This window comes from Nocardia sp. CWNU-33 (genome assembly GCF_046764895.1).
GTDB lineage: Bacteria > Actinomycetota > Actinomycetes > Mycobacteriales > Mycobacteriaceae > Nocardia.
The window spans coordinates 1-18,026 of the sequence record NZ_JBKOQN010000028.1 but is presented as its reverse complement, the minus strand read 5'-3'; the positions used below and the strand labels follow the sequence as shown (position 1 = coordinate 18,026).

The window sequence follows — 18,026 nt, the reverse complement described above, 5'->3', positions numbered from 1 at the left end:
TTGCAATTCGATTCCAAACAACATTTCATTGGCCTCGGCGACGAAGTGGACTGCGGTCCGATTGTCGCACGATTGGGGCCAACCGGCCAGACCGCCGCCTTATTCCGCGAGGAAGAAGAAGTATCCGAGGAACATGACCATCAGCGCCCACATCGCCGGGTGCACCTCTTTGACGCGTCCCTTGGCAACCATGACGATCGGGTAGAACAGCATCCCCATCGCCAGCCCGTTCGCGATCGAGTAGGTCAGCGGCATCATGATGACGGTGATGAAGGCCGGGATGGAGTACTCCAGCCGGTTCCAGTCGATCTCGCCCAGCGCCCGTGCCATCAGCACGCCGACCACAATCAGTGCGGGCGCGGTGATCGAGGCCGAGCCCGCGACGACCGCGAAGATCGGGTAGCAGAACATGGCGATCAAGAACCATCCCGCGGTGGTCACGGCGGTCATGCCGGTCCGCCCGCCCGCCGAGACACCCGCCGTCGATTCGACGTAGGCGGTGGTGGTGGAGGTTCCGATGACCGCGCCCGCCATGGTGCCCACCGAGTCCGCGGCCAGCGCGCTTGCCGCCCGGGGCAGCTTGCCGTCCTTGTCGAGCAGCCCGGCCTGGTTGGCCACGCCGATCAAGGTGCCGGAGCAATCGAAGAAATCGACGAACAACATCGTGAGAATGACGACGGCCAGCTGTCCGGTGAACGCGTCGGGCAGATGGATGATCGCCTGACCGAAGGTGTGCTCCAGCCCCTTCGGCATCGACACCACGCCGTCGGGCAGATCGACCAGACCACTGATGACGCCGACCAGCGCCGTGAGCACGATGCCGTACAGCACCGCGCCGTGCCAGCCGATGACAAGGAACACCACGGTCACCACGAGACCGAACAGCGCGAGCAGCGTGGTGCCCTTGGTGAAATCACCGAGGGTGACCAGCGTCGCCTCGCTGTTGACCACGATGCCCGCGTTCTTCAAGCCGAGGAACGCCACGAACATACCGATGCCGGCCCCGACGGCCAGTTTCATCTGCATCGGAATGGCATTGAGGATGCGTTCGCGCACCTTGGTGATCGCGAGCACGAAGAAGATCACGCCGGACAGGAAGGTCCCCGACAGCGCCACCTGCCACGGAATCCCCATCCCGAGCACCACCGAGTACGCGAAGAATGCGTTGAGCCCCATACCGGGCGCGAGGGCGATCGGATATCTGGCCCAGATCCCCATGACGAGCGTGCCGAACACCGCGGCGACGGCCGTCGCGGTGAATACCGCCTGCATGGGAATGCCTTTGTCACCGAGCGCGCCCTCATCGCCGAGCACCGACGGGTTCACCGCGAGCACATAGGACATGGCCAGGAACGTGATCGTGCCCGCCATCAATTCGCGCTTCACAGTCGAGCCGGTCGAACTGATGCCGAAGTACGCGTCGAGGCGTCCTCGGGTGCGCGTCAGAACGTCGGTGACCATGGGCTCTCCAGTCGGAAATGGGTACGGGGGTGCCAGGGCACGGTAGCCGACAATTCACTGAACAACAGAACTCGGCCGATGTCCCGACCGCCCACTTCGTGAGCAGCGTCACCATTGCCGTCCCGCAGCCCGCAACACCCACCCGTCCCGAGCCCGTTGACCTCGGGTTACCTCCGGCGTTCTCGCGCCGCGACGCGCCCGGAATCGCTAGGCGCTCGGCGCGGCGACCAGCCCCAGTTCGGCATCGCTGGCAAGCAGCTCATGGTGGGGCAGCACCCGCACCGTGTAGCCGACGGCGCCGGACAGCGGCACCGGAGTTTCGACGGTGAAAATTTCGACGCCGGAATCCGATCCGGTGTGGGTCATCGGAAACGTGGTGACATCGGACAGGTCATCGGTCGGCGACACCCGGCCGAGCACGGCCTGAACAGTGACGTCGGACGTGCTGAGGCCACCGAGGTCGATGCGGGCAGCCAGGGACAATTCCGCGCCGATGATCGGGGTATCGGGCAGGCCTGCACTGTCGACCTGGATCACCTTGACCGAGGGCCATGCGGCCTCCACTCGGCGGCGATAGTCGGCGCTCGCGCGAGCGGCGGCGAATTCGTCGGCGTTTGCCCGCAGGCCCGCGGCCGCGGCGGGAGCGTAGTACTCGACGGCATAGTCACGGACCATGCGTGAGGCCAATACCTTCGGACCGAGGGTCTGCAATGTGTGCCTGACCATCTCTACCCAGCGCACCGGCATGTCGTTGCGGTCACGGTCGTAGAAGCGCGGGGCGACGGTGCGTTCGAACAGGTCGTAGAGGGCACCGGCCTCCAGATCGTCGCGACGGTGCTCGTCGGAGACGCCGTCGGCGGTCGGAATGGCCCAACCGTTTTCGCCGTCGTACATCTCGTCCCACCAGCCGTCGCGAATGGACAGGTTGAGTCCGCCGTTGAGCGCGGACTTCATGCCGGAGGTGCCGCACGCCTCCAGCGGCCGCAGCGGATTGTTCAGCCACACATCGCAACCCCAGTACAGGTAGCGGGCCATCGACATGTCGTAGTCGGGCAGGAAGACGATGCGGTGGCGCACCTCGGGATCGTCGGCGAAGCGGACCACCTGCTGGATCAGCGCCTTGCCGCCGTCGTCGGCGGGATGGCTCTTGCCCGCGACCACCAGCTGCATCGGCCGTTCGGGATCGAGCAGCAGCGCACGCAACCGCTCCGGGTCGCGCAGCATCAGGGTGAGCCGCTTGTAGGTCGGCACCCGGCGGGCGAAACCGACGGTCAGCACGTTCGGATCGAAAACACTCTCGACCCAACTCAACTCGGCCGACGCGGCGCCGCGCTCCAACCAGGATGCGCGCACTCGGCGGCGCACCTCGTCGACAAGGGTGGCGCGCAAGGTGTTGCGGGTCGACCACAGTTCGCCGAGGTCGACGTCGCGCAGCTTCTCCCAGCCGCGCGCCTCTTCGACCAGCTCGGGGCCGATGTATTCGCGGGCCTTGTCGAACCATTCGCGTGCGGCCCAGGTCGGGGCGTGCACACCGTTGGTGACCGAACCGATCGGCACCTCGGCCGCGTCGAAGCCCGGCCACAACGGCGCGAACATCGCGCGGCTGACCGCACCGTGCAGCTGGGAGACACCGTTGGCGCGCTGAGCCATCCGCAAGCCCATGTGCGCCATATTGAAGACCGACGGATCGGCCTCCCGTCCGAGGGCCACGATCCGGTCGACAGACAGTCCCGGCAGCATGGCGGACTCGGATTCACCGTGGCCACCGCCGAAGTACCTGCGCACGAGCGGCATCGGGAACCGGTCGATGCCCGCGGGCACCGGAGTGTGCGTGGTGAATACCGTTGCGGACCGCACCGCGGCCAGCGCGGTATCGAAATCCAGTCCCGCCGAGACGAACTCGCGGATCCGCTCGACACCGAGGAAACCGGCGTGCCCCTCGTTCATGTGGAATACGTCGGGATCCGGCAGCCCGGTCGCGGCGGTGTAGGCGCGCACCGCACGCACACCGCCGATGCCTGCCAGAATCTCCTGCTTGATCCGGTGGTCCTGGTCGCCGCCGTAGAGCCGGTCGGTGACCGCTCGCAGCTCCGGATCGTTCTCGGCGATATCGGAATCCAGCAGCAGCAGCGGCACCCGCCCGACCTGTGCGATCCACACCCGTGCCCGCAGCACTCGCTGATCGGGCATTGCCACGTGCACGAGCACCGGCGCCGAATCCGACCGCCCCGGCTTCGCTCGACCATCGTCGGTGGTCAGCAGGCGCAGCGGCAGGCCCTGCGGGTCCAGCGCCGGATAATGCTCGGTCTGCCAGCCGTCGCCGGTCAGCGATTGCCGGAAGTAGCCGGACCGATACAGCAATCCGACGCCGATCAGCGGCAGGCCGAGATCGGATGCGGCTTTCAGGTGATCACCGGCGAGGATGCCGAGGCCGCCGGAATAGTTCGGAAGCACCTCGGTGACACCGAATTCCATGGAGAAGTAGGCGATGCCGCGCACGGCGGGCGCGTCGGTCTGCCGTTGGAACCAGCCGGGCCGCGTCAGGTAGTCGCGCAGATCCGCGGCCGCGGCGTCGACCCGTCCGGTGTAGTCCGCGTCGGCGGCGAGCTCGTCCAGCCGTGCCGCGGGTACCTCCCCCAGCATCCGCACCGGATCGCGTCCGACCTCGCGCCACAGCTCGGGATCGAGCTCGGCGAACAGGTCCTGGGTAGGCCAATGCCATGACCAGCGCAGGTTCGTGGACAGTTCGCCCAGGGCCGCCAGACGGTCGGGCAGATGGGCACGGACGGTGAATCGACGAAGTGCCTTCACCAGGCGAACCCTACCGAACAATCGCGCGCTCGACTGGCATGGCGGCCCGGGTCACTGCGCACCGACGCAGTGATCACGCGGTGAACTTCTCGGCAATGTACTCGTCGCTGAACTGCTCGGCGTATTCCTGCGACGGTGGGATCACGGTGATCATATCGATCAGCACACCGCTGGGATCGGCCACGATGAAGTGCCGCTGCCCGAAGTCCTCGGTGCGGATTTCCAGCTCGGCTTCGATGCCGCCCTGCACCACCATCCGCTCCCACTCGGCGTCGACGTCGACGACCTCGAAGTTCAGCAGCAGACCCTGCACCGGCTTGCGGTAGGCCGCAGGCACGGTCTCGTGGGTGTAGTCGAGCAGCGCGAGCTCGTAGTTCACTGTGCCCGGCCGGCGCAGGCTGAGATACCAGTCGGCCTCGAAGGTGATCTCGAAGCCGAGCCACTTGGTGTAGAAGTCGCGGGTTTCGGTGAGCCGATCAGTGCCGATGACGGGGTAGAGGCTGCTCAGTTCCATGTTCTCGCCTTTCACATACCGTTGGTATGCGAGTTAAGCTAGTCGACATACCATCGGTATGTCAACGAGAGGACAGCAATGCCGAGCACCATGCGGACCCAACAGCGCGAAGAGACGCGCAGCGCGCTGCTGCGCGAGAGCCGGCGCTTGTTTGCGGCGAAAGGCTATGGCGCCGTTGGCCTATCGGAGATCGTGGCGGCTACCGGAGTGACCAAGGGTGCGCTGTACCACAACTTCTCAGGCAAGGCCGAACTGTTCCGCGCGGTGCTCGAACAGCTACAGCACGAGGTCGGCGAACGAGTCGCGGCGGCCGCGGAAGCCCACACCGATCCCTGGACGCAGCTGATGGTCGGCTGCGAGACCTTCCTGACCACCTGCACCGCCCCGGAGATCCAACGCATCATGCTGATCGACGGTCCCGCCGTACTCGGCTGGCACGAATGGCGCGCGATGGACGAGGCCGCCTCCGCCCGGCACCTCGCCCAAGCGCTGGCCCTGCTCATCGACGACGGCGTACTCACACCACAGCCGATAGCACCCCTCACCCACCTGCTGTCCGGTGCCATGAACGAAGCGGCGCTGTGGCTGGCGAGCACCGACGACCCCGGCGCGCTGGCCGACACGACCGCGGCATTGCGCCGACTACTCGAAGCGATGCGCACCCGAATGCCGTGACCACCCGTGTAGCCGTCGACCGCACCGGCCGTCAGTAGTCGCGTCGGCGCACGGCTTCCTGCATGAGCTTCCGACGGCTCGGGCCTGCATATCGGGCTCGTGTCCCACAACCGAATCGCGAACCGCGCCCCCGGCACCCGCCGGAGCCACGTTCGGCAAGGCCGATTCACTGCGGCAGGACGGGTTGCGAGCCCGCTCCCGAGGCGGCCGAGCTCGGGCAGTGCGGCGCTGAGGCCCGGGTCGAGGCAGTTCTCGTGCACCCGAATTCCAGTGGCCGACCACCCAGGTTCGTGACAGCATCGGCTGATGCCGCACTGGGTCGATGTCCTCCCCCAATTTCTGTTGGCCTGCCTTATTCTTGCCGCGCTGCCCGGCCCGGCCACGGCGCTGTTCCTGCAACGCGCGGTGCGCGACGGGCGCGCGGCGGGGCTGGCGGCGGTGGCGGGCAACGAGATCGGAGTGTTCGGGTGGACGCTGGCCGGCGGGGCGGGTCTGTCGGTGCTGCTGGTCGCGAACCGGTTCATGAATACCGCAGTGCACATCGTCGGTGGCGTGGTGTTGATCTGGCTCGGCGTACAGGCCTGGCGCGGGGCGCGCGGCGATGACGAGTTCGGCGCCACTATGACGAAAATGCTGCCTACCGGACGGACGCCCGCCGCGGCCTTCCGCGCCTCGCTGATCTCGATCGCCGCCAACCCGAAGGCCGCGGTCTTCGGACTGACGATCCTCCCGCAATTTCTGCCCGCCGACGGACCGGTGCTGCCGACCGTGCTGGTCCTGGCCATGATCCAGCTCACCATCGACACCGCCTGGTGCGTAGGCGTTGTGGTGGCCGCCGACCGGGCCGGGGCCTGGCTGCGCAGAACCGGGATCCGGCAGCGGATCGAGCGGGCGCTCGGTGCGGTGCTGGTCGCACTCGGCCTCGGCCTCGCCGCCGACGCGCGCTGAGCAACGCCTCGGCGCGAGGTAACGGTACGGTTGGTCCCGTGACCGGCCGCATCGCTATCGATGACACTGCCCCGTCCATCGCGGGCGGCCGACCGGCCAAGGCCGTGGTCGGCGAGGTCTTTCCGGTGCGCACCGTGGTCTGGCGTGAGGGGCACGACGCGGTTGCCGCCACGCTGGCGGTGCGCGCTCCCGGCACGTCACGGATCACCAGGATTCGGATGGCGCCGGATTTCGAGCCCGACGTATTCAACGGGACATTCGTCCCGAACCTGCCCGGCGCGTGGACCTATCGCATCGAGGGCTGGAGCGATCCGATCGCCACCTGGCGCGCGGCGGTCGAGGCAAAACTGGCCGTCGGGCAGAGCGCCGTGGATCTGGCCAACGATCTCGAGCTCGGCGCCCGACTGTTCGAGCGCGCGGCCCAAGCCGTCCCGAAGAAACAATTCGAGCGCCTCCGAGCGGCCGCGACCGCGCTGCGCAGCAACGAACAGCTGCCCGCACGGGTCGCGGCGGCCTTCGGCGCGGAGATCTCCGAGATCCTGCGCACGACGCCGTTGCGGGACATGGTCACCCGAGGCGCGCAGCACACCGTGCAGGTGGAACGTCAACGCGCACTGTACGGCTCGTGGTACGAGTTCTTCCCGCGCTCGACCGGCGGCTGGGACGCCGCGGGCAACCCGATCCACGGCACCTTCACCACGGCGGCGAAGGAATTACCGCGCATCGCGGGCATGGGTTTCGACGTCATCTATCTGCCGCCGATCCATCCGATCGGCGAGATCAACCGCAAGGGCCGCAACAACGCGCTCACCGCCGAGCCGGACGATGTCGGCTCGCCGTGGGCGATCGGGTCGAAGGACGGCGGGCACGACGCGATCCATCCGGCACTCGGCACCGAAGCCGATTTCACCGAGTTCGTCAGCACCGCTTCCGAACTCGGCCTCGAGGTGGCCCTCGATCTGGCCCTGCAGTGTGCACCCGATCATCCCTGGGTACAGGCGCATCCGGAGTGGTTCACCACGCTGCCCGACGGCACCATCGCCTTCGCCGAGAATCCGCCGAAAAAGTACCAGGACATCTATCCGGTCAACTTCGACAACGATCCCGACGGGCTGTACGCGGAAATCCTGCGTGTGGTGCGGCACTGGATCGGCTCGGGCGTCAAGATCTTCCGTGTCGACAACCCGCACACCAAGCCCGCCGACTTCTGGGAATGGTTGATCGCGCAGGTGCGACGCACCGACCCCGAGGCGATCTTCCTCTCCGAGGCGTTCACCAGGCCGGCTCGGCTGTACGGCCTCGCGAGACGCGGATTCAGCCAGTCCTACACATACTTCACGTGGCGCATCGCCAAATGGGAGCTGGCCGAATTCGGCAAGGAGCTGGCCGCGAAAGCGGACGAGGCCCGACCGAACCTGTTCACCAACACCCCCGACATCCTGCACGAGAGCCTCCAGCACGGCGGGCCTGGCATGTTCGCCATTCGCGCGGTCCTCGCAGCGACCTTGGCCCCTACCTGGGGCATCTACTCCGGATTCGAATTGTTCGAGCACCAGGCGGTGCGACCGGGCAGCGAGGAGTACCTGGATTCCGAGAAGTACGAACTGCGCCCGCGCCCGTTCGCCGAGGCGCTGGCGCGCGGAGAATCGTTGGAGCCGTGGATCACTCGGCTGAACGAGATCCGTCGCGCGCACCCCGCCCTCCAGCAGCTGCGCTGCGTGCATTTCCATCACGTCGACAACGACGCGCTGATCGCCTACTCGAAAATCGATCCGGTCAGTGGCGACGCCGTGCTGATCGTGGTGAACCTCAACCCCTTCGGCGCCGAGCAGGGCATGATTTCGCTCGACCTGCCCGCGATCGGGCATGAATGGCACGACCATCCGGTCGTCTACGACGAGGTCAGCGGCGAGGAATACCACTGGGCGCAAACGAATTACGTGCGGCTGGATCCGGCCAACTCGGTCGCTCACATTCTGGCGCTGCCGCCGGTGCCGCAGCAGGTTCGCGCCGAACTCGCCTATCGCGGAACCTTCCGATGAGCGATGCCACGGTGGTGAAACGCCGCGACCTGATGCTGCTCGCGGCCGGAACCCACACCGATCCGCACACCGTACTCGGCGCGCACCCACACCGTGACGGCACGGTCATCCGGGCGCTGCGACCGCACGCGGAGACGGTGTCGGCACGCGTCGGTAGTGCCGACCATCCACTGAAGTCGTTGGGGCACGGGATATTCGCCGCAGTGCTGCCCTACCCCGATGTCATGGACTATCGCCTCGTGACCACCTATCCGGGCGGCCAGCAGATCATCACCCCCGATGGGTACCGCTTCCTGCCCACCGTCGGCGAGCTCGATCTGCATCTCATCGGCGAAGGCCGCCACGAACACCTGTGGGATGTGCTCGGCGCGCATCCGCGCCACTACACCACCCTTGACGGCGAGGTGAGCGGCACCTCGTTCGCGGTCTGGGCTCCGAATGCCCGCGGCGTCACCGTGATCGGTGATTTCGACAGCTGGAGCGGCAACACCGCACCGATGCGCGCACTCGGCTCGTCCGGGGTATGGGAAGTGTTCGTGCCCGGTGTCGGCGTCGGCGCCAAATACAAGTTCCGGGTACATGGTGCGGACGGCCGGACGGTGGACCACGCCGATCCGCTGGCGTTCGCGACGGAACTCCCCCCTGCCACCGCGTCGGTCGTCACCGAGAGCAATTACGCGTGGTCCGACCATGATTGGGTCGCCGCTCGCGAACGCACCGATCCGACGCGCGCGCCGATGAGCGTCTACGAAGTCCATCTCGGATCCTGGCATCCCGGTCTCGGGTACCGCGAATTGGCCGATCAGCTGGCCGATTACGTGCGCGCAGCCGGATTCACCCACATCGAGCTGCTGCCTATCGCCGAGCACCCGTTCGGCGGTTCCTGGGGATACCAGGTCACCTCCTACTACGCGCCCACCGCGCGCTTCGGCTCACCCGACGACTTCCGCTCCTTCGTGGATCGCCTGCATGCCGCGGGGATCGGCGTGCTGCTGGATTGGGTACCCGCGCACTTCCCGCGCGACGAATGGGCGCTGGCCCGCTTCGACGGCACCCCGCTCTACGAACATCCCGACCCGCGCCGCGGCGAGCAACTCGACTGGGGCACCTACGTTTTCGACTTCGGCCGCAACGAGGTCCGCAACTTCCTCGTCGCCAACGCCAGGTACTGGATCGAGGAGTTCCACATCGACGGCCTGCGCGTCGACGCGGTGGCCTCCATGCTGTACCTGGATTACTCACGCCCCGAAGGGGGTTGGGAGCCGAATGTGTACGGCGGCCGGGAGAACCTGGAAGCCGTCGATTTCCTCCAGGACCTGAACAACACCGTGCACCGGTACCACCCCGGCGTCGTCACCATTGCCGAAGAATCGACGAGTTGGCCCGGAGTGACCAGGGGCAGCGACGTCGGCGGCCTCGGTTTCACCATGAAGTGGAACATGGGCTGGATGCACGACACCCTCGGGTTCCTCGGCCGCGATCCGATCCACCGCTCCTGGCACCACAACGAGATCACCTTCTCATTGGTGTACGCATGGAGCGAGAACTACGTGCTGCCGATCAGCCACGACGAAGTCGTGCACGGCAAGGGCACCCTGTGGACCAGGATGCCCGGCGACGATTTCGCCAAGGCCGCGGGCGTGCGCGCCCTGCTGGCCTATATGTGGGCCCATCCCGGTAAGCAATTGCTGTTCATGGGGCAGGATTTCGGCCAGTTTCGTGAATGGTCGCACGATCGCGGCCTGGACTGGCACGAGCTGGACAATCCGCTGCACCTCGGCATCACCGCCGCCGTGCGCGACCTCAACGCGGTCTATCGCGCGCACCCCGCGTTCTGGACGCAGGACACCGCACCCGGTGGGTACTCCTGGATCGAGGCCGACGACCGCGCCAACAATGTCCTGGCCTTCCTGCGCTATGGCTCCGACGGCTCGATGGTCGCTTGCGTCTACAACTTCTCCGGTTCGGTGCACGACGAATACCGCGTCGGCCTGCCCGCCACCGGCCGCTGGCGCGAAATCCTCAACACCGACGCCATCGCCTACGGCGGCTCCGGCATCGGCAACCTCGGCGCCGTGACCGCGCTCGACGAGCCATGGCACGGCAGGCCGGCGTCGGCGACCGTCGCCCTGGCCCCCAACAGCGCGGTCTGGCTCGCGCCGGATTAGCCGACGCCATCGGGCGAGCGGAGCGGTATCGTTGCCTATACGATCATTTCGATACTTCGGCAATTATCGAAATGAATGGAATACGTCATGGCAGTTCGGAACACCTTCGCCCGCATCTACGTCGACGATCTCGACACCGCCCTGCCGACCTTCACCGCCCTGACCGGCGCGCAGCCTGGTCTGCGCTTCGCCTATCGCGATGTGGAGCTGGCCGGAATCGGTGACTTCCTCCTGGTCGCCGGGACCCCGGAGAGCCTCGCTCCCTTCCGCAATGTGCAGGCCACCACGATCGTCGACACCCTCGAGGAAGTCCTCGCGGTGGTCGAGCGGGAGGGCGGGCAGACACTCGACGGACCCAACGACGTCCCAACCGGGCGCAATCTTACGGTCCGGCACCCGGGCGGCGCGATCGTCGAGTACGTCGAGTTCGATGCGAGCAAGGTCGAGGCACTGGCCTGAGCGCACCCGGCAGCGGGCGCGCTCAGTACAATGCGGCGGCCAGCTTCCTGCGGGACGCGACGACGACCGGATCGGCCGGATCAAAGAGCTCGAACAGTTCCAGCAGGCGGGTGCGGACCTGTGTCCTCTCATCACCGGCGGTCCGCTTGATCAACGCGATCAGCCGGTCGAACGCGGCCTCGGGCTGCTGGTTGAACAGTTCGAGGTCCGCGGCGTCGAAGGCGGCACCGACATCGGCCGGATCGGAATCCGCGGTCGCAATCGCCGATCCGGGAATGTTCTGGGCACGACCGAGGAAACGCAGCTGACGCAGCGCGACCTTGGCCTCTTCGTTGTTCGGCTCTGCGGCGATGATGGCCTCGTAGGCGGCCTCCGCGGCTGCCATGTCACCCTGCTCCAGCGCCGCCTCGGCAGCGGCGAAACGGGGATCCTCGGCGGGCTGCGGCTCGGCGGTCTCACCGTCGAGCTTGCCCGCCACCGCGTCGATGACCGCGTTCAGCCACTGCCTAACCTGCGATTCCGGCTGTGCGCCTTGGAAATCCGCGAGCGGCTGGCCACCGGCGACCGCGATCACCGTCGGAATGCCCTGCACACCGAAGGCCTGCGCGATCCGCATATTGGCCTCGGCCTCGACAGTGGCCAAAGCCCAGCTGCCGCCGTTTTCGACGACAAGTCGCTCGAGCAGTTTGACCAGCTCGACGCTGCCGGGGCTGCGCTGCGAGTACAGCGCGACGACCACCGGCACCGCGATCGAGCGGCGCAAAACCTTCGTCTCGAAATCCGTCTCGTTCACCGCATAGTCGCCACCGGCCGCACCGGCCGCACCGGCCGGGGGCTGCTTCAGACTGGACAGATCGACCGCACCGGACATAGCGGCGGCGACGGCGGGCGAAGGACGGCGGGCAGCAGGTCGAGTCACGGCTTCCAGTTTGTCATGGCGTGACGGATGCGGGAGCCCCGGAGTCGACCGACGGCGCGTTGCTCAGCTCACCCAGCTGACCCGTCCGCACCGCCCACACCTCGAAAAGCATCGTGCAGAACGGCGGAATGCTCGACAGCAGCGCAAGCACCGTGGTCTTCACCGTCCAGCCCAGCTCACGGGCCGCGACGATCGTAGCGATCACGAACAGCACGAAGATGATGCCGTGCGTCATCCCGAACACCTTGACCGGCCACAGGACCGGCTCGGGGAGACGCTTGAACACCATGCCGACAATCAGGAAGGCCCAGGAAATAGCCTCCAGCACGGCGATGAAGCGGAAGCGCTTGGCGACGGTGCTCAGGTCGAAGAAATTGTCCATGGCCACCATTGTGCCGGACTCCTACGACGGTCCGTAGTTGAACCCGTCACACCACGGCGGTGCGGATCAACCCGCCCATCGCCGCCGCCGCAGCGTGCTGATCACGGCGACTGCCCTGATCAGACCACCACGCCCGGCACCGGTCGGCTAGACCTTGATGATCAGGGCGTCACCCTGACCGCCGCCACCGCACAAAGCAGCAGCGCCGATGCCACCACCGCGGCGCTTCAGCTCCAGCGCAAGGTGCAGCAGGATCCGCGCGCCGGACATGCCGAGCGGGTGACCGATCGCGATCGCGCCACCGTTGACGTTGACCTTCTCCGGGTCGATGCCGAGCTTGCGGGTGGAGGCGATGCCCACCGCCGCGAAGGCCTCGTTGATCTCGACCAGATCCAGCTCCGCGGGCGAAATACCTTCGCGCGCACAAGCCTTGGCGATCGCATTGGCAGGCTGGTCCTGCAGCGACGAGTCGGGACCGGCCACCACGCCTGCGGCGCCGATCTCGGCGATCCAGCTCAGCCCGAGCGCCTCGGCCTTGGCCTTGCTCATCACCACGACGGCGGCCGCGCCGTCGGAGATCTGCGAGGCGGTGCCCGCGGTGATGGTGCCGTCCTTGCGGAAGGCCGGACGCAGCTTGGCCAGCGACTCCGCCGTGGTGTCCGCGCGAATGCCCTCGTCCGCGGAGACCAGCACCGGGTCGCCCTTGCGCTGCGGCACCGCGACCGGAACGACCTCCGTGTCGAAAAGCCCGTTCTTCCACGCCGCCGCGGCCCGCTGGTGCGAGGCGGCCGCGAACGCGTCCTGGTCCGCGCGGCTGATCGGCTCGGTGTCGTTGCGCTGTTCGGTCAGCGCACCCATCGGCTGGTCGGTGAAGATGTCGTAGAGGCCGTCGTAGGCCATGTGATCGCGCAGCGCCACATCGCCGTATTTGAAACCCTCCCTGCTCTTTTCGAGCAAGTGCGGCGCCTGGCTCATCGACTCCTGGCCACCGGCGACGACGATCTCGTACTCGCCCGCCCTGATCAGCTGGTCGGCGAGGGCGATCGCGTTGATGCCCGACAGGCACACCTTGTTCAGGGTCAGCGCAGGCACGTCCATCGGAATACCACCGGCCACTGCCGCCTGCCGAGCCGGGATCTGGCCCGCGCCCGCGGTGAGCACCTGACCCATGATCACGTAATCGACCTGCTCGGGCGCGACGCCACCCTTCTCCAGCGCCGCCTTGATCGCGAAGCCGCCGAGGTCGGCCCCGCTGAAGTCCTTCAGCCCTCCGAGCAGCCGGCCGACCGGGGTACGCGCACCGGAGACGATCACGGAAGTGGTCACGACGAGCCCTCTTTTCCTCACAGCAGCATTCGTTGGATCGACAACGGCCGCGCCCGGGCGCGGCATCGAATCTTGTACTCAACGGTAGCTTGTCCGTCCGAGTCGACCCCTGCCAGGTACGCGGTGCCCTCACCTGCGCTAGGCCGAGCACGGGACTACCGATGGATGTCGTCCGACTGCGCCCCACCAAGCGGTGGCCTCGCCTGCACTCGGCCGAGCGCTGGACTGCGGATGGACCCCATCCGACTGCATCTCAGCAAGCAGTGTCTTCGACCGAGCACAGCACTATCGATGGTCTCCATCCGGCCGGGTCGGGCAGACGCTACGTTCGAGTGGTGAGCAACGTTATGGATCCTTCGAGCTTCATCCCCGGCGACTACGTCATCGCCGTCGATCATGTCGGCATCGCGGTGCCCGATCTGGATGCCGCGATTGCCTGGTATGCCGAGAATCTCGGCATGATCGAGACGCATCGCGAGGTCAACGAGAGCCAAGGCGTGCACGAGGCGATGCTGTCGCTGCCCGGCGCACCGGACAGCGCGACTGCCCTGCAGTTGCTGGCGCCGCTGAACGCCGACTCGACCATCGCCAAGTTCATCGACCGCAGCGGACCGGGCCTGCAGCAACTCGCCTACCGCGTCACCGATATCGATGCGGTGTCGACCTATCTGCGCGATCGAGGTCTGCGTTTGCTGTACGAGGCGCCACGGCACGGAACCGCCGATTCCCGCATCAATTTCATCCACCCGAAGGATGCTGGCGGTGTGCTGATCGAGTTGGTCGAACCGAACGCGAATGTTACGCACTAGTATCAAGATCGGGCCCGAAAAACTCTTCAGAATCACATTCGCGGTCGAGTCACCATGATGTCTCGGTAGGCTGTAGTTTGTTGGCCATGTCGTCACCTGAGTCCGATCGCAATCGCTTCGTTGCACTGCCCTTCACCGTTGTGCGCAAGGGTTATGCGCAAGACGAGGTACGCAACTACTTCGACCGCTTCGATGCAGAGCTGAGGGTCACCGCCACTGACCGGGATGCTGCTGCGGCACAAGCCCGTAACCTCGCGAGCCAGTTGGAGGACGCGCGGGACGAGATCGACGAGCTCCGCAAGGAGGTCGACCGCCTCTCGGTTCCGCCGACCACTGCGGAAGGCATGTCCGACCGCATCTCCCGCATGCTCCGCCTGGCCTCCGACGAGGCCTCCGAGGTCCGCGCCCTGGCGCAGGCCGAGGCTGCGGAAATGGTGTCGATCGCGGAGCAGCAAGCCACGGAAATGCGTGGCAAGTACGAGTCGTTGCTTGCCGAGACCAAGGAAAAGCGCGAAGCACTCGAGATCGAGTTCGAGCAGACCCTGGCCAATGCGCGTACCGAGTCCGCCAAGATCATCGAAGCCGCTCAGGCCGAGGCCGACCGCCTCGGTAAGGAAGCCGACGCCAAGCGCAAGGCGACCCAGCAGGACTTCGAGGTCACCATGGCCGAGCGTCGCACCAAGCTCACCCGCGCCATGGAGGAGCTGGAGGCCACCAGCCGCGCCGAGGCCGCACAGCGGATCAAGGACGCGACCGACGAGTCCAACCGCCTCATCACCTCCGCCACCCAGACCTCCGAGCGCAAGATCGCGCACGCGAAGGAACTGGCCGAGGAGATGCGCGTGCTGCGCGGCCGAGTGCTCGCCCAGCTGCTCGGCATCCGCGGCCAGCTCGACTCGGTGCCTGCCATGCTCGCTGCGGTCAACCGGGAAAGCGAACTGCTGGACGGGGTTCCGGACCAGCGCAAGTCGATCGGCGGCAACACCAAGTCGGTGACCGGCTCGCGCACCAAGGCGATCCCCGAGGTCGCCACCGAGGATGACGACATCGTGGACGAAGAGCGCGAGAACGCCGACATCACGCACTGACGTCGGACCACGCGGCGACACGCGGTACCCACCGAGATTCACACTGAAGGCCGCCCCGACCGGGGCGGCCTTCCTAATTCTCCGACCGCCACTGCGCGAACCCCGGGCTGTACTCGTTCGCTACTACGACAGTTGCGTTCAGGTCCCGCGGCGGGCCGAACCAGTCGCGAGCGTGCCCGACGAGTTACTCGACGTGCCCGCGAAATCAGTCGTTCCATCGCGAACAGGGCCTGCGTCTCCGGGAAAACACGTTCGGCCGCAAGTGCATTCACGACCAGCGACGGGTTATCCTGCGCGTCTGGCGGCCGTTCCAGCAACCCCGATGCCAGTGCCTGCGATCGTCCTCACCGCCATAGGCGGGCCAGGCGACGACATGGGCTACGCCGGGGACGATTTCGTGATCACAGCCCGGACAGCGATATGTCTTGATCGCCCGACTACCTGGGATGGTCCGGACGGTGTAGAGGTCGTCACTGTCCGGTCCCGGCTCGGTACTTCCGAAGACGTCGCCGAGCCCACCGCCCGCGGGCGGACCCGCGCGGCGGTCGGTGCGAGGCTTCCGACGCGGCATGCACCCAGCCTAAGCCTCGACCGAACGCGCTCTTTGCGCCCGTCTGGATCGATCGGAGCCATCGGTCGGCTACCTCGACTCAGAAGAGGCGGAATTCGTTGCTCTCGGTGCCGCGTAGGGCGTTGTAATCGAGGATCAGGCATCGGATTCCGCGGTCCTCGGCGAGCGTACGGGCCTGCGGCTTGATCTGCTGCGCCGCGTAGACCCCGGCGACAGGAGCGAGCAGCGGGTCGCGATTGAGCAATTCGAGGTACCGGGTGAGCTGTTCCACACCGTCGATCTCGCCGCGGCGTTTGATCTCCACGGCCACGGTGGCGCCGTCGGCATCACGGCACAGCAGATCTACCGGCCCGATGGCCGTCATGTACTCACGGCGGATGAGCGTATAGCCGGGACCGAGGGTCTGCACGTGCTCGGCGAGCAACTCCTGAAGATGCGCCTCCACCCCGTCTTTCACCAGACCAGGATCGACGCCGAGCTCATGCGAGGAGTCGTGCTCGATGTCCTCGATAGTTATCCGCAATTCTTCGCCGGCCTTATTGGTGACGACCCACAGCGCCTTCGCGCCGTCGGGCACCTCGTCACCGCTGCGTTCCTCCAGCCAGCACGGCGGGCTCATCCAGTTCAGCGGCTTATAGGAGCCACCGTCGGAATGCACGAGAACCGAACCGTCCGCTTTCATCAGCAGCAACCGGCGGGCCATTGCGAGATGGGCGGTGAGTCGCCCCACGTAGTCGACCTGACAGCGAGCAATCACTAGGCGCACCCAAGCACTGTAGGCGAGTGCCCGGCCGCCCCTGTCGCCAGCCCGTCGCGCCGCCGGTCAGCCCATGAGCATGATGGCCGCGAGCAGTACGCTCACCGCGAGCAGAGCCGATTCGACCCTGGTGAGCTTGTGGGTGGATGTCGCATTGGCCCGAATCATGCCGAATCCCACGGCCGATCCGATGCAGCACGAGAGCAGATGACCGACGCTGGTGAAGGTCCGCTCGATCAGGACACCCTCTGCGGCGATCATGAACCATGTGGTGGCCCAGGCGATCCGCCAGCGGTGCGGGACCGCGACTACGAGGGCGCCGACCAATGCCATGGCCCCGTAGCTGACGCCGACATCCTCCGCCCAGCGGATACTCGCGGGCACCCAGCCGACATCGATGGCGACCCAGAGACCTGCGGCGACGAGCAGAGTGGCCCCGAGGTGCCCGGCCAAGAAGACGCGCACCAGGTGCACCGCGCCGAAGCGCAATTCGGCAAGGGCAAGCAGGCAGCCGAGCAAGGGAATGATGGCCCAGGCTGTGCTCACATCACCGATCACCAGGGCGCTCGAAAAAAGGGTGCCGACGTGCCCGTTCAGCAGATTATGGAGGTTGGTGCTCGCGTGCAGCACCATCTTCGACTGGTCCGAATCGCTCAGTACCGAGAAGATCGCCGTGACGATGACGAGCGCAGCCAGGTAGCCGGCCGTCGCGGGCAATCTCGGCCACGAGCGAGATCGGGTCGGTGCGCCGGCATCACTGGGCGCCCGGTCGGCCGTTGTCGTCGCCACGACCATCTGCACCTCCATGCTTCTCGGCTTATCCGTCCCACCGATGATATATGTCTACGTTCATGATCAACGCCGGTGCTCTGCTTACCTTGGCTGTTCCCTGCGAGATTGCTGCGAAACCACTTCGTTCTGGTCTCGTCAGTAAACGACGAAAGCCCCCCGACCGAAGTCGGGGGGCTCTCGTGAATGATGTTCCGGCGGTGTCCTACTCTCCCACACCCTGTCGAGTGCAGTACCATCGGCGCTGGCAGGCTTAGCTTCCGGGTTCGGAATGGGACCGGGCGTTTCCCTGCCGCTATGGCCGCCG

General features: G+C 66.4%; 16 protein-coding genes and 1 rRNA gene. 7 read left to right on the top strand and 10 right to left on the bottom strand.

From position 1 onward, the window contains the following. Window positions 1-99: 99 nt before the first annotated feature. The 3 genes from ACLMAL_RS29360 to ACLMAL_RS29350 form a co-directional block, all read right to left on the bottom strand. Complete coding sequence (locus tag ACLMAL_RS29360; protein WP_412002049.1) at window positions 100-1,461, bottom strand: NCS2 family permease; 1,362 nt, start codon at window positions 1,459-1,461, stop codon at window positions 100-102. Window positions 1,462-1,668: 207 nt separating this feature from the next. Then, window positions 1,669-4,272 (bottom strand): alpha-glucan family phosphorylase, encoded by a 2,604-nt coding sequence (glgP, locus tag ACLMAL_RS29355; protein WP_412002048.1) that lies wholly within the window; start codon window positions 4,270-4,272, stop codon window positions 1,669-1,671. 73 nt (window positions 4,273-4,345) lie between these two features. After that, window positions 4,346-4,786: a VOC family protein gene (locus ACLMAL_RS29350; RefSeq protein ID WP_412002047.1), complete on the bottom strand. Its 441-nt coding sequence runs from the start codon at window positions 4,784-4,786 to the stop codon at window positions 4,346-4,348. A gap of 78 nt (window positions 4,787-4,864) precedes the next feature. On the opposite strand from ACLMAL_RS29350, the gene ACLMAL_RS29345 reads away from it, so the two are divergent. The 5 genes from ACLMAL_RS29345 to ACLMAL_RS29325 all read left to right on the top strand — a co-directional run bounded on the left by ACLMAL_RS29345 (window position 4,865) and on the right by ACLMAL_RS29325 (window position 11,078). Further along, on the top strand, window positions 4,865-5,461 hold the full coding sequence (locus tag ACLMAL_RS29345; protein WP_412002046.1) for a TetR/AcrR family transcriptional regulator: 597 nt from the start codon (window positions 4,865-4,867) through the stop codon (window positions 5,459-5,461). Between the two features lie 306 nt (window positions 5,462-5,767). Beyond that, window positions 5,768-6,409 (top strand): LysE family translocator, encoded by a 642-nt coding sequence (locus ACLMAL_RS29340; protein WP_412002045.1) that lies wholly within the window; start codon window positions 5,768-5,770, stop codon window positions 6,407-6,409. A 38-nt stretch (window positions 6,410-6,447) separates the two neighbouring features. Beyond that, window positions 6,448-8,451, top strand: a complete 2,004-nt coding sequence (locus ACLMAL_RS29335) for an alpha-1,4-glucan--maltose-1-phosphate maltosyltransferase (RefSeq protein WP_412002044.1) — start codon at window positions 6,448-6,450, stop codon at window positions 8,449-8,451. After that, complete coding sequence (gene glgB, locus ACLMAL_RS29330; protein WP_412002043.1) at window positions 8,448-10,619, top strand: 1,4-alpha-glucan branching protein GlgB; 2,172 nt, start codon at window positions 8,448-8,450, stop codon at window positions 10,617-10,619. The genes ACLMAL_RS29335 and glgB overlap by 4 nt, the downstream gene beginning before the upstream one ends. 87 nt (window positions 10,620-10,706) lie before the next feature. Further along, window positions 10,707-11,078 carry a VOC family protein gene (locus tag ACLMAL_RS29325; protein WP_412002042.1) on the top strand — a complete coding sequence of 124 codons (372 nt, stop codon included), beginning with the start codon at window positions 10,707-10,709 and terminating at the stop codon, window positions 11,076-11,078. A 22-nt stretch (window positions 11,079-11,100) separates the two neighbouring features. Here the strand turns inward: ACLMAL_RS29325 and ACLMAL_RS29320 are convergent, their stop codons facing one another. From ACLMAL_RS29320 to ACLMAL_RS29310, 3 genes are all read right to left on the bottom strand, one after another. Then, window positions 11,101-11,949 carry a co-chaperone YbbN gene (locus ACLMAL_RS29320; RefSeq protein ID WP_412002109.1) on the bottom strand — a complete coding sequence of 283 codons (849 nt, stop codon included), beginning with the start codon at window positions 11,947-11,949 and terminating at the stop codon, window positions 11,101-11,103. Window positions 11,950-12,010: 61 nt separating this feature from the next. Then, window positions 12,011-12,379, bottom strand: coding sequence for a DUF3817 domain-containing protein (locus ACLMAL_RS29315; protein ID WP_406236717.1), 369 nt, complete (start codon window positions 12,377-12,379; stop codon window positions 12,011-12,013). A gap of 147 nt (window positions 12,380-12,526) precedes the next feature. Further along, window positions 12,527-13,705 carry an acetyl-CoA C-acetyltransferase gene (locus ACLMAL_RS29310; RefSeq protein WP_412002041.1) on the bottom strand — a complete coding sequence of 393 codons (1,179 nt, stop codon included), beginning with the start codon at window positions 13,703-13,705 and terminating at the stop codon, window positions 12,527-12,529. A 347-nt stretch (window positions 13,706-14,052) separates the two neighbouring features. Here ACLMAL_RS29310 and mce point away from each other — a divergent pair, with 347 nt between their 5' ends. Together mce and ACLMAL_RS29300 are read left to right on the top strand one after the other, a co-directional pair. Then, the gene (gene mce, locus ACLMAL_RS29305; RefSeq protein WP_328412773.1) at window positions 14,053-14,514 is read left to right on the top strand and encodes a methylmalonyl-CoA epimerase; all 462 of its coding nucleotides are present in this window, start codon (window positions 14,053-14,055) and stop codon (window positions 14,512-14,514) included. 86 nt (window positions 14,515-14,600) lie between these two features. Next, window positions 14,601-15,602: a hypothetical protein gene (locus tag ACLMAL_RS29300; protein WP_328409898.1), complete on the top strand. Its 1,002-nt coding sequence runs from the start codon at window positions 14,601-14,603 to the stop codon at window positions 15,600-15,602. Window positions 15,603-15,870: 268 nt separating this feature from the next. On the opposite strand, the gene ACLMAL_RS29295 is transcribed toward ACLMAL_RS29300, so the two are convergent. From ACLMAL_RS29295 to rrf, 4 genes are all read right to left on the bottom strand, one after another. Then, window positions 15,871-16,173, bottom strand: coding sequence for an ATP/GTP-binding protein (locus tag ACLMAL_RS29295; RefSeq protein ID WP_412002040.1), 303 nt, complete (start codon window positions 16,171-16,173; stop codon window positions 15,871-15,873). 79 nt (window positions 16,174-16,252) lie between these two features. Beyond that, entirely contained in the window at window positions 16,253-16,939 is a 687-nt protein-coding gene (gene nucS, locus ACLMAL_RS29290; protein ID WP_328409893.1) for an endonuclease NucS, read from the bottom strand. Between the two features lie 57 nt (window positions 16,940-16,996). Next, window positions 16,997-17,737, bottom strand: coding sequence for a rhomboid-like protein (locus ACLMAL_RS29285; protein WP_412002039.1), 741 nt, complete (start codon window positions 17,735-17,737; stop codon window positions 16,997-16,999). A gap of 174 nt (window positions 17,738-17,911) precedes the next feature. After that, window positions 17,912-18,026 (bottom strand): 5S ribosomal RNA (rrf, locus tag ACLMAL_RS29280); the annotation flags it as partial.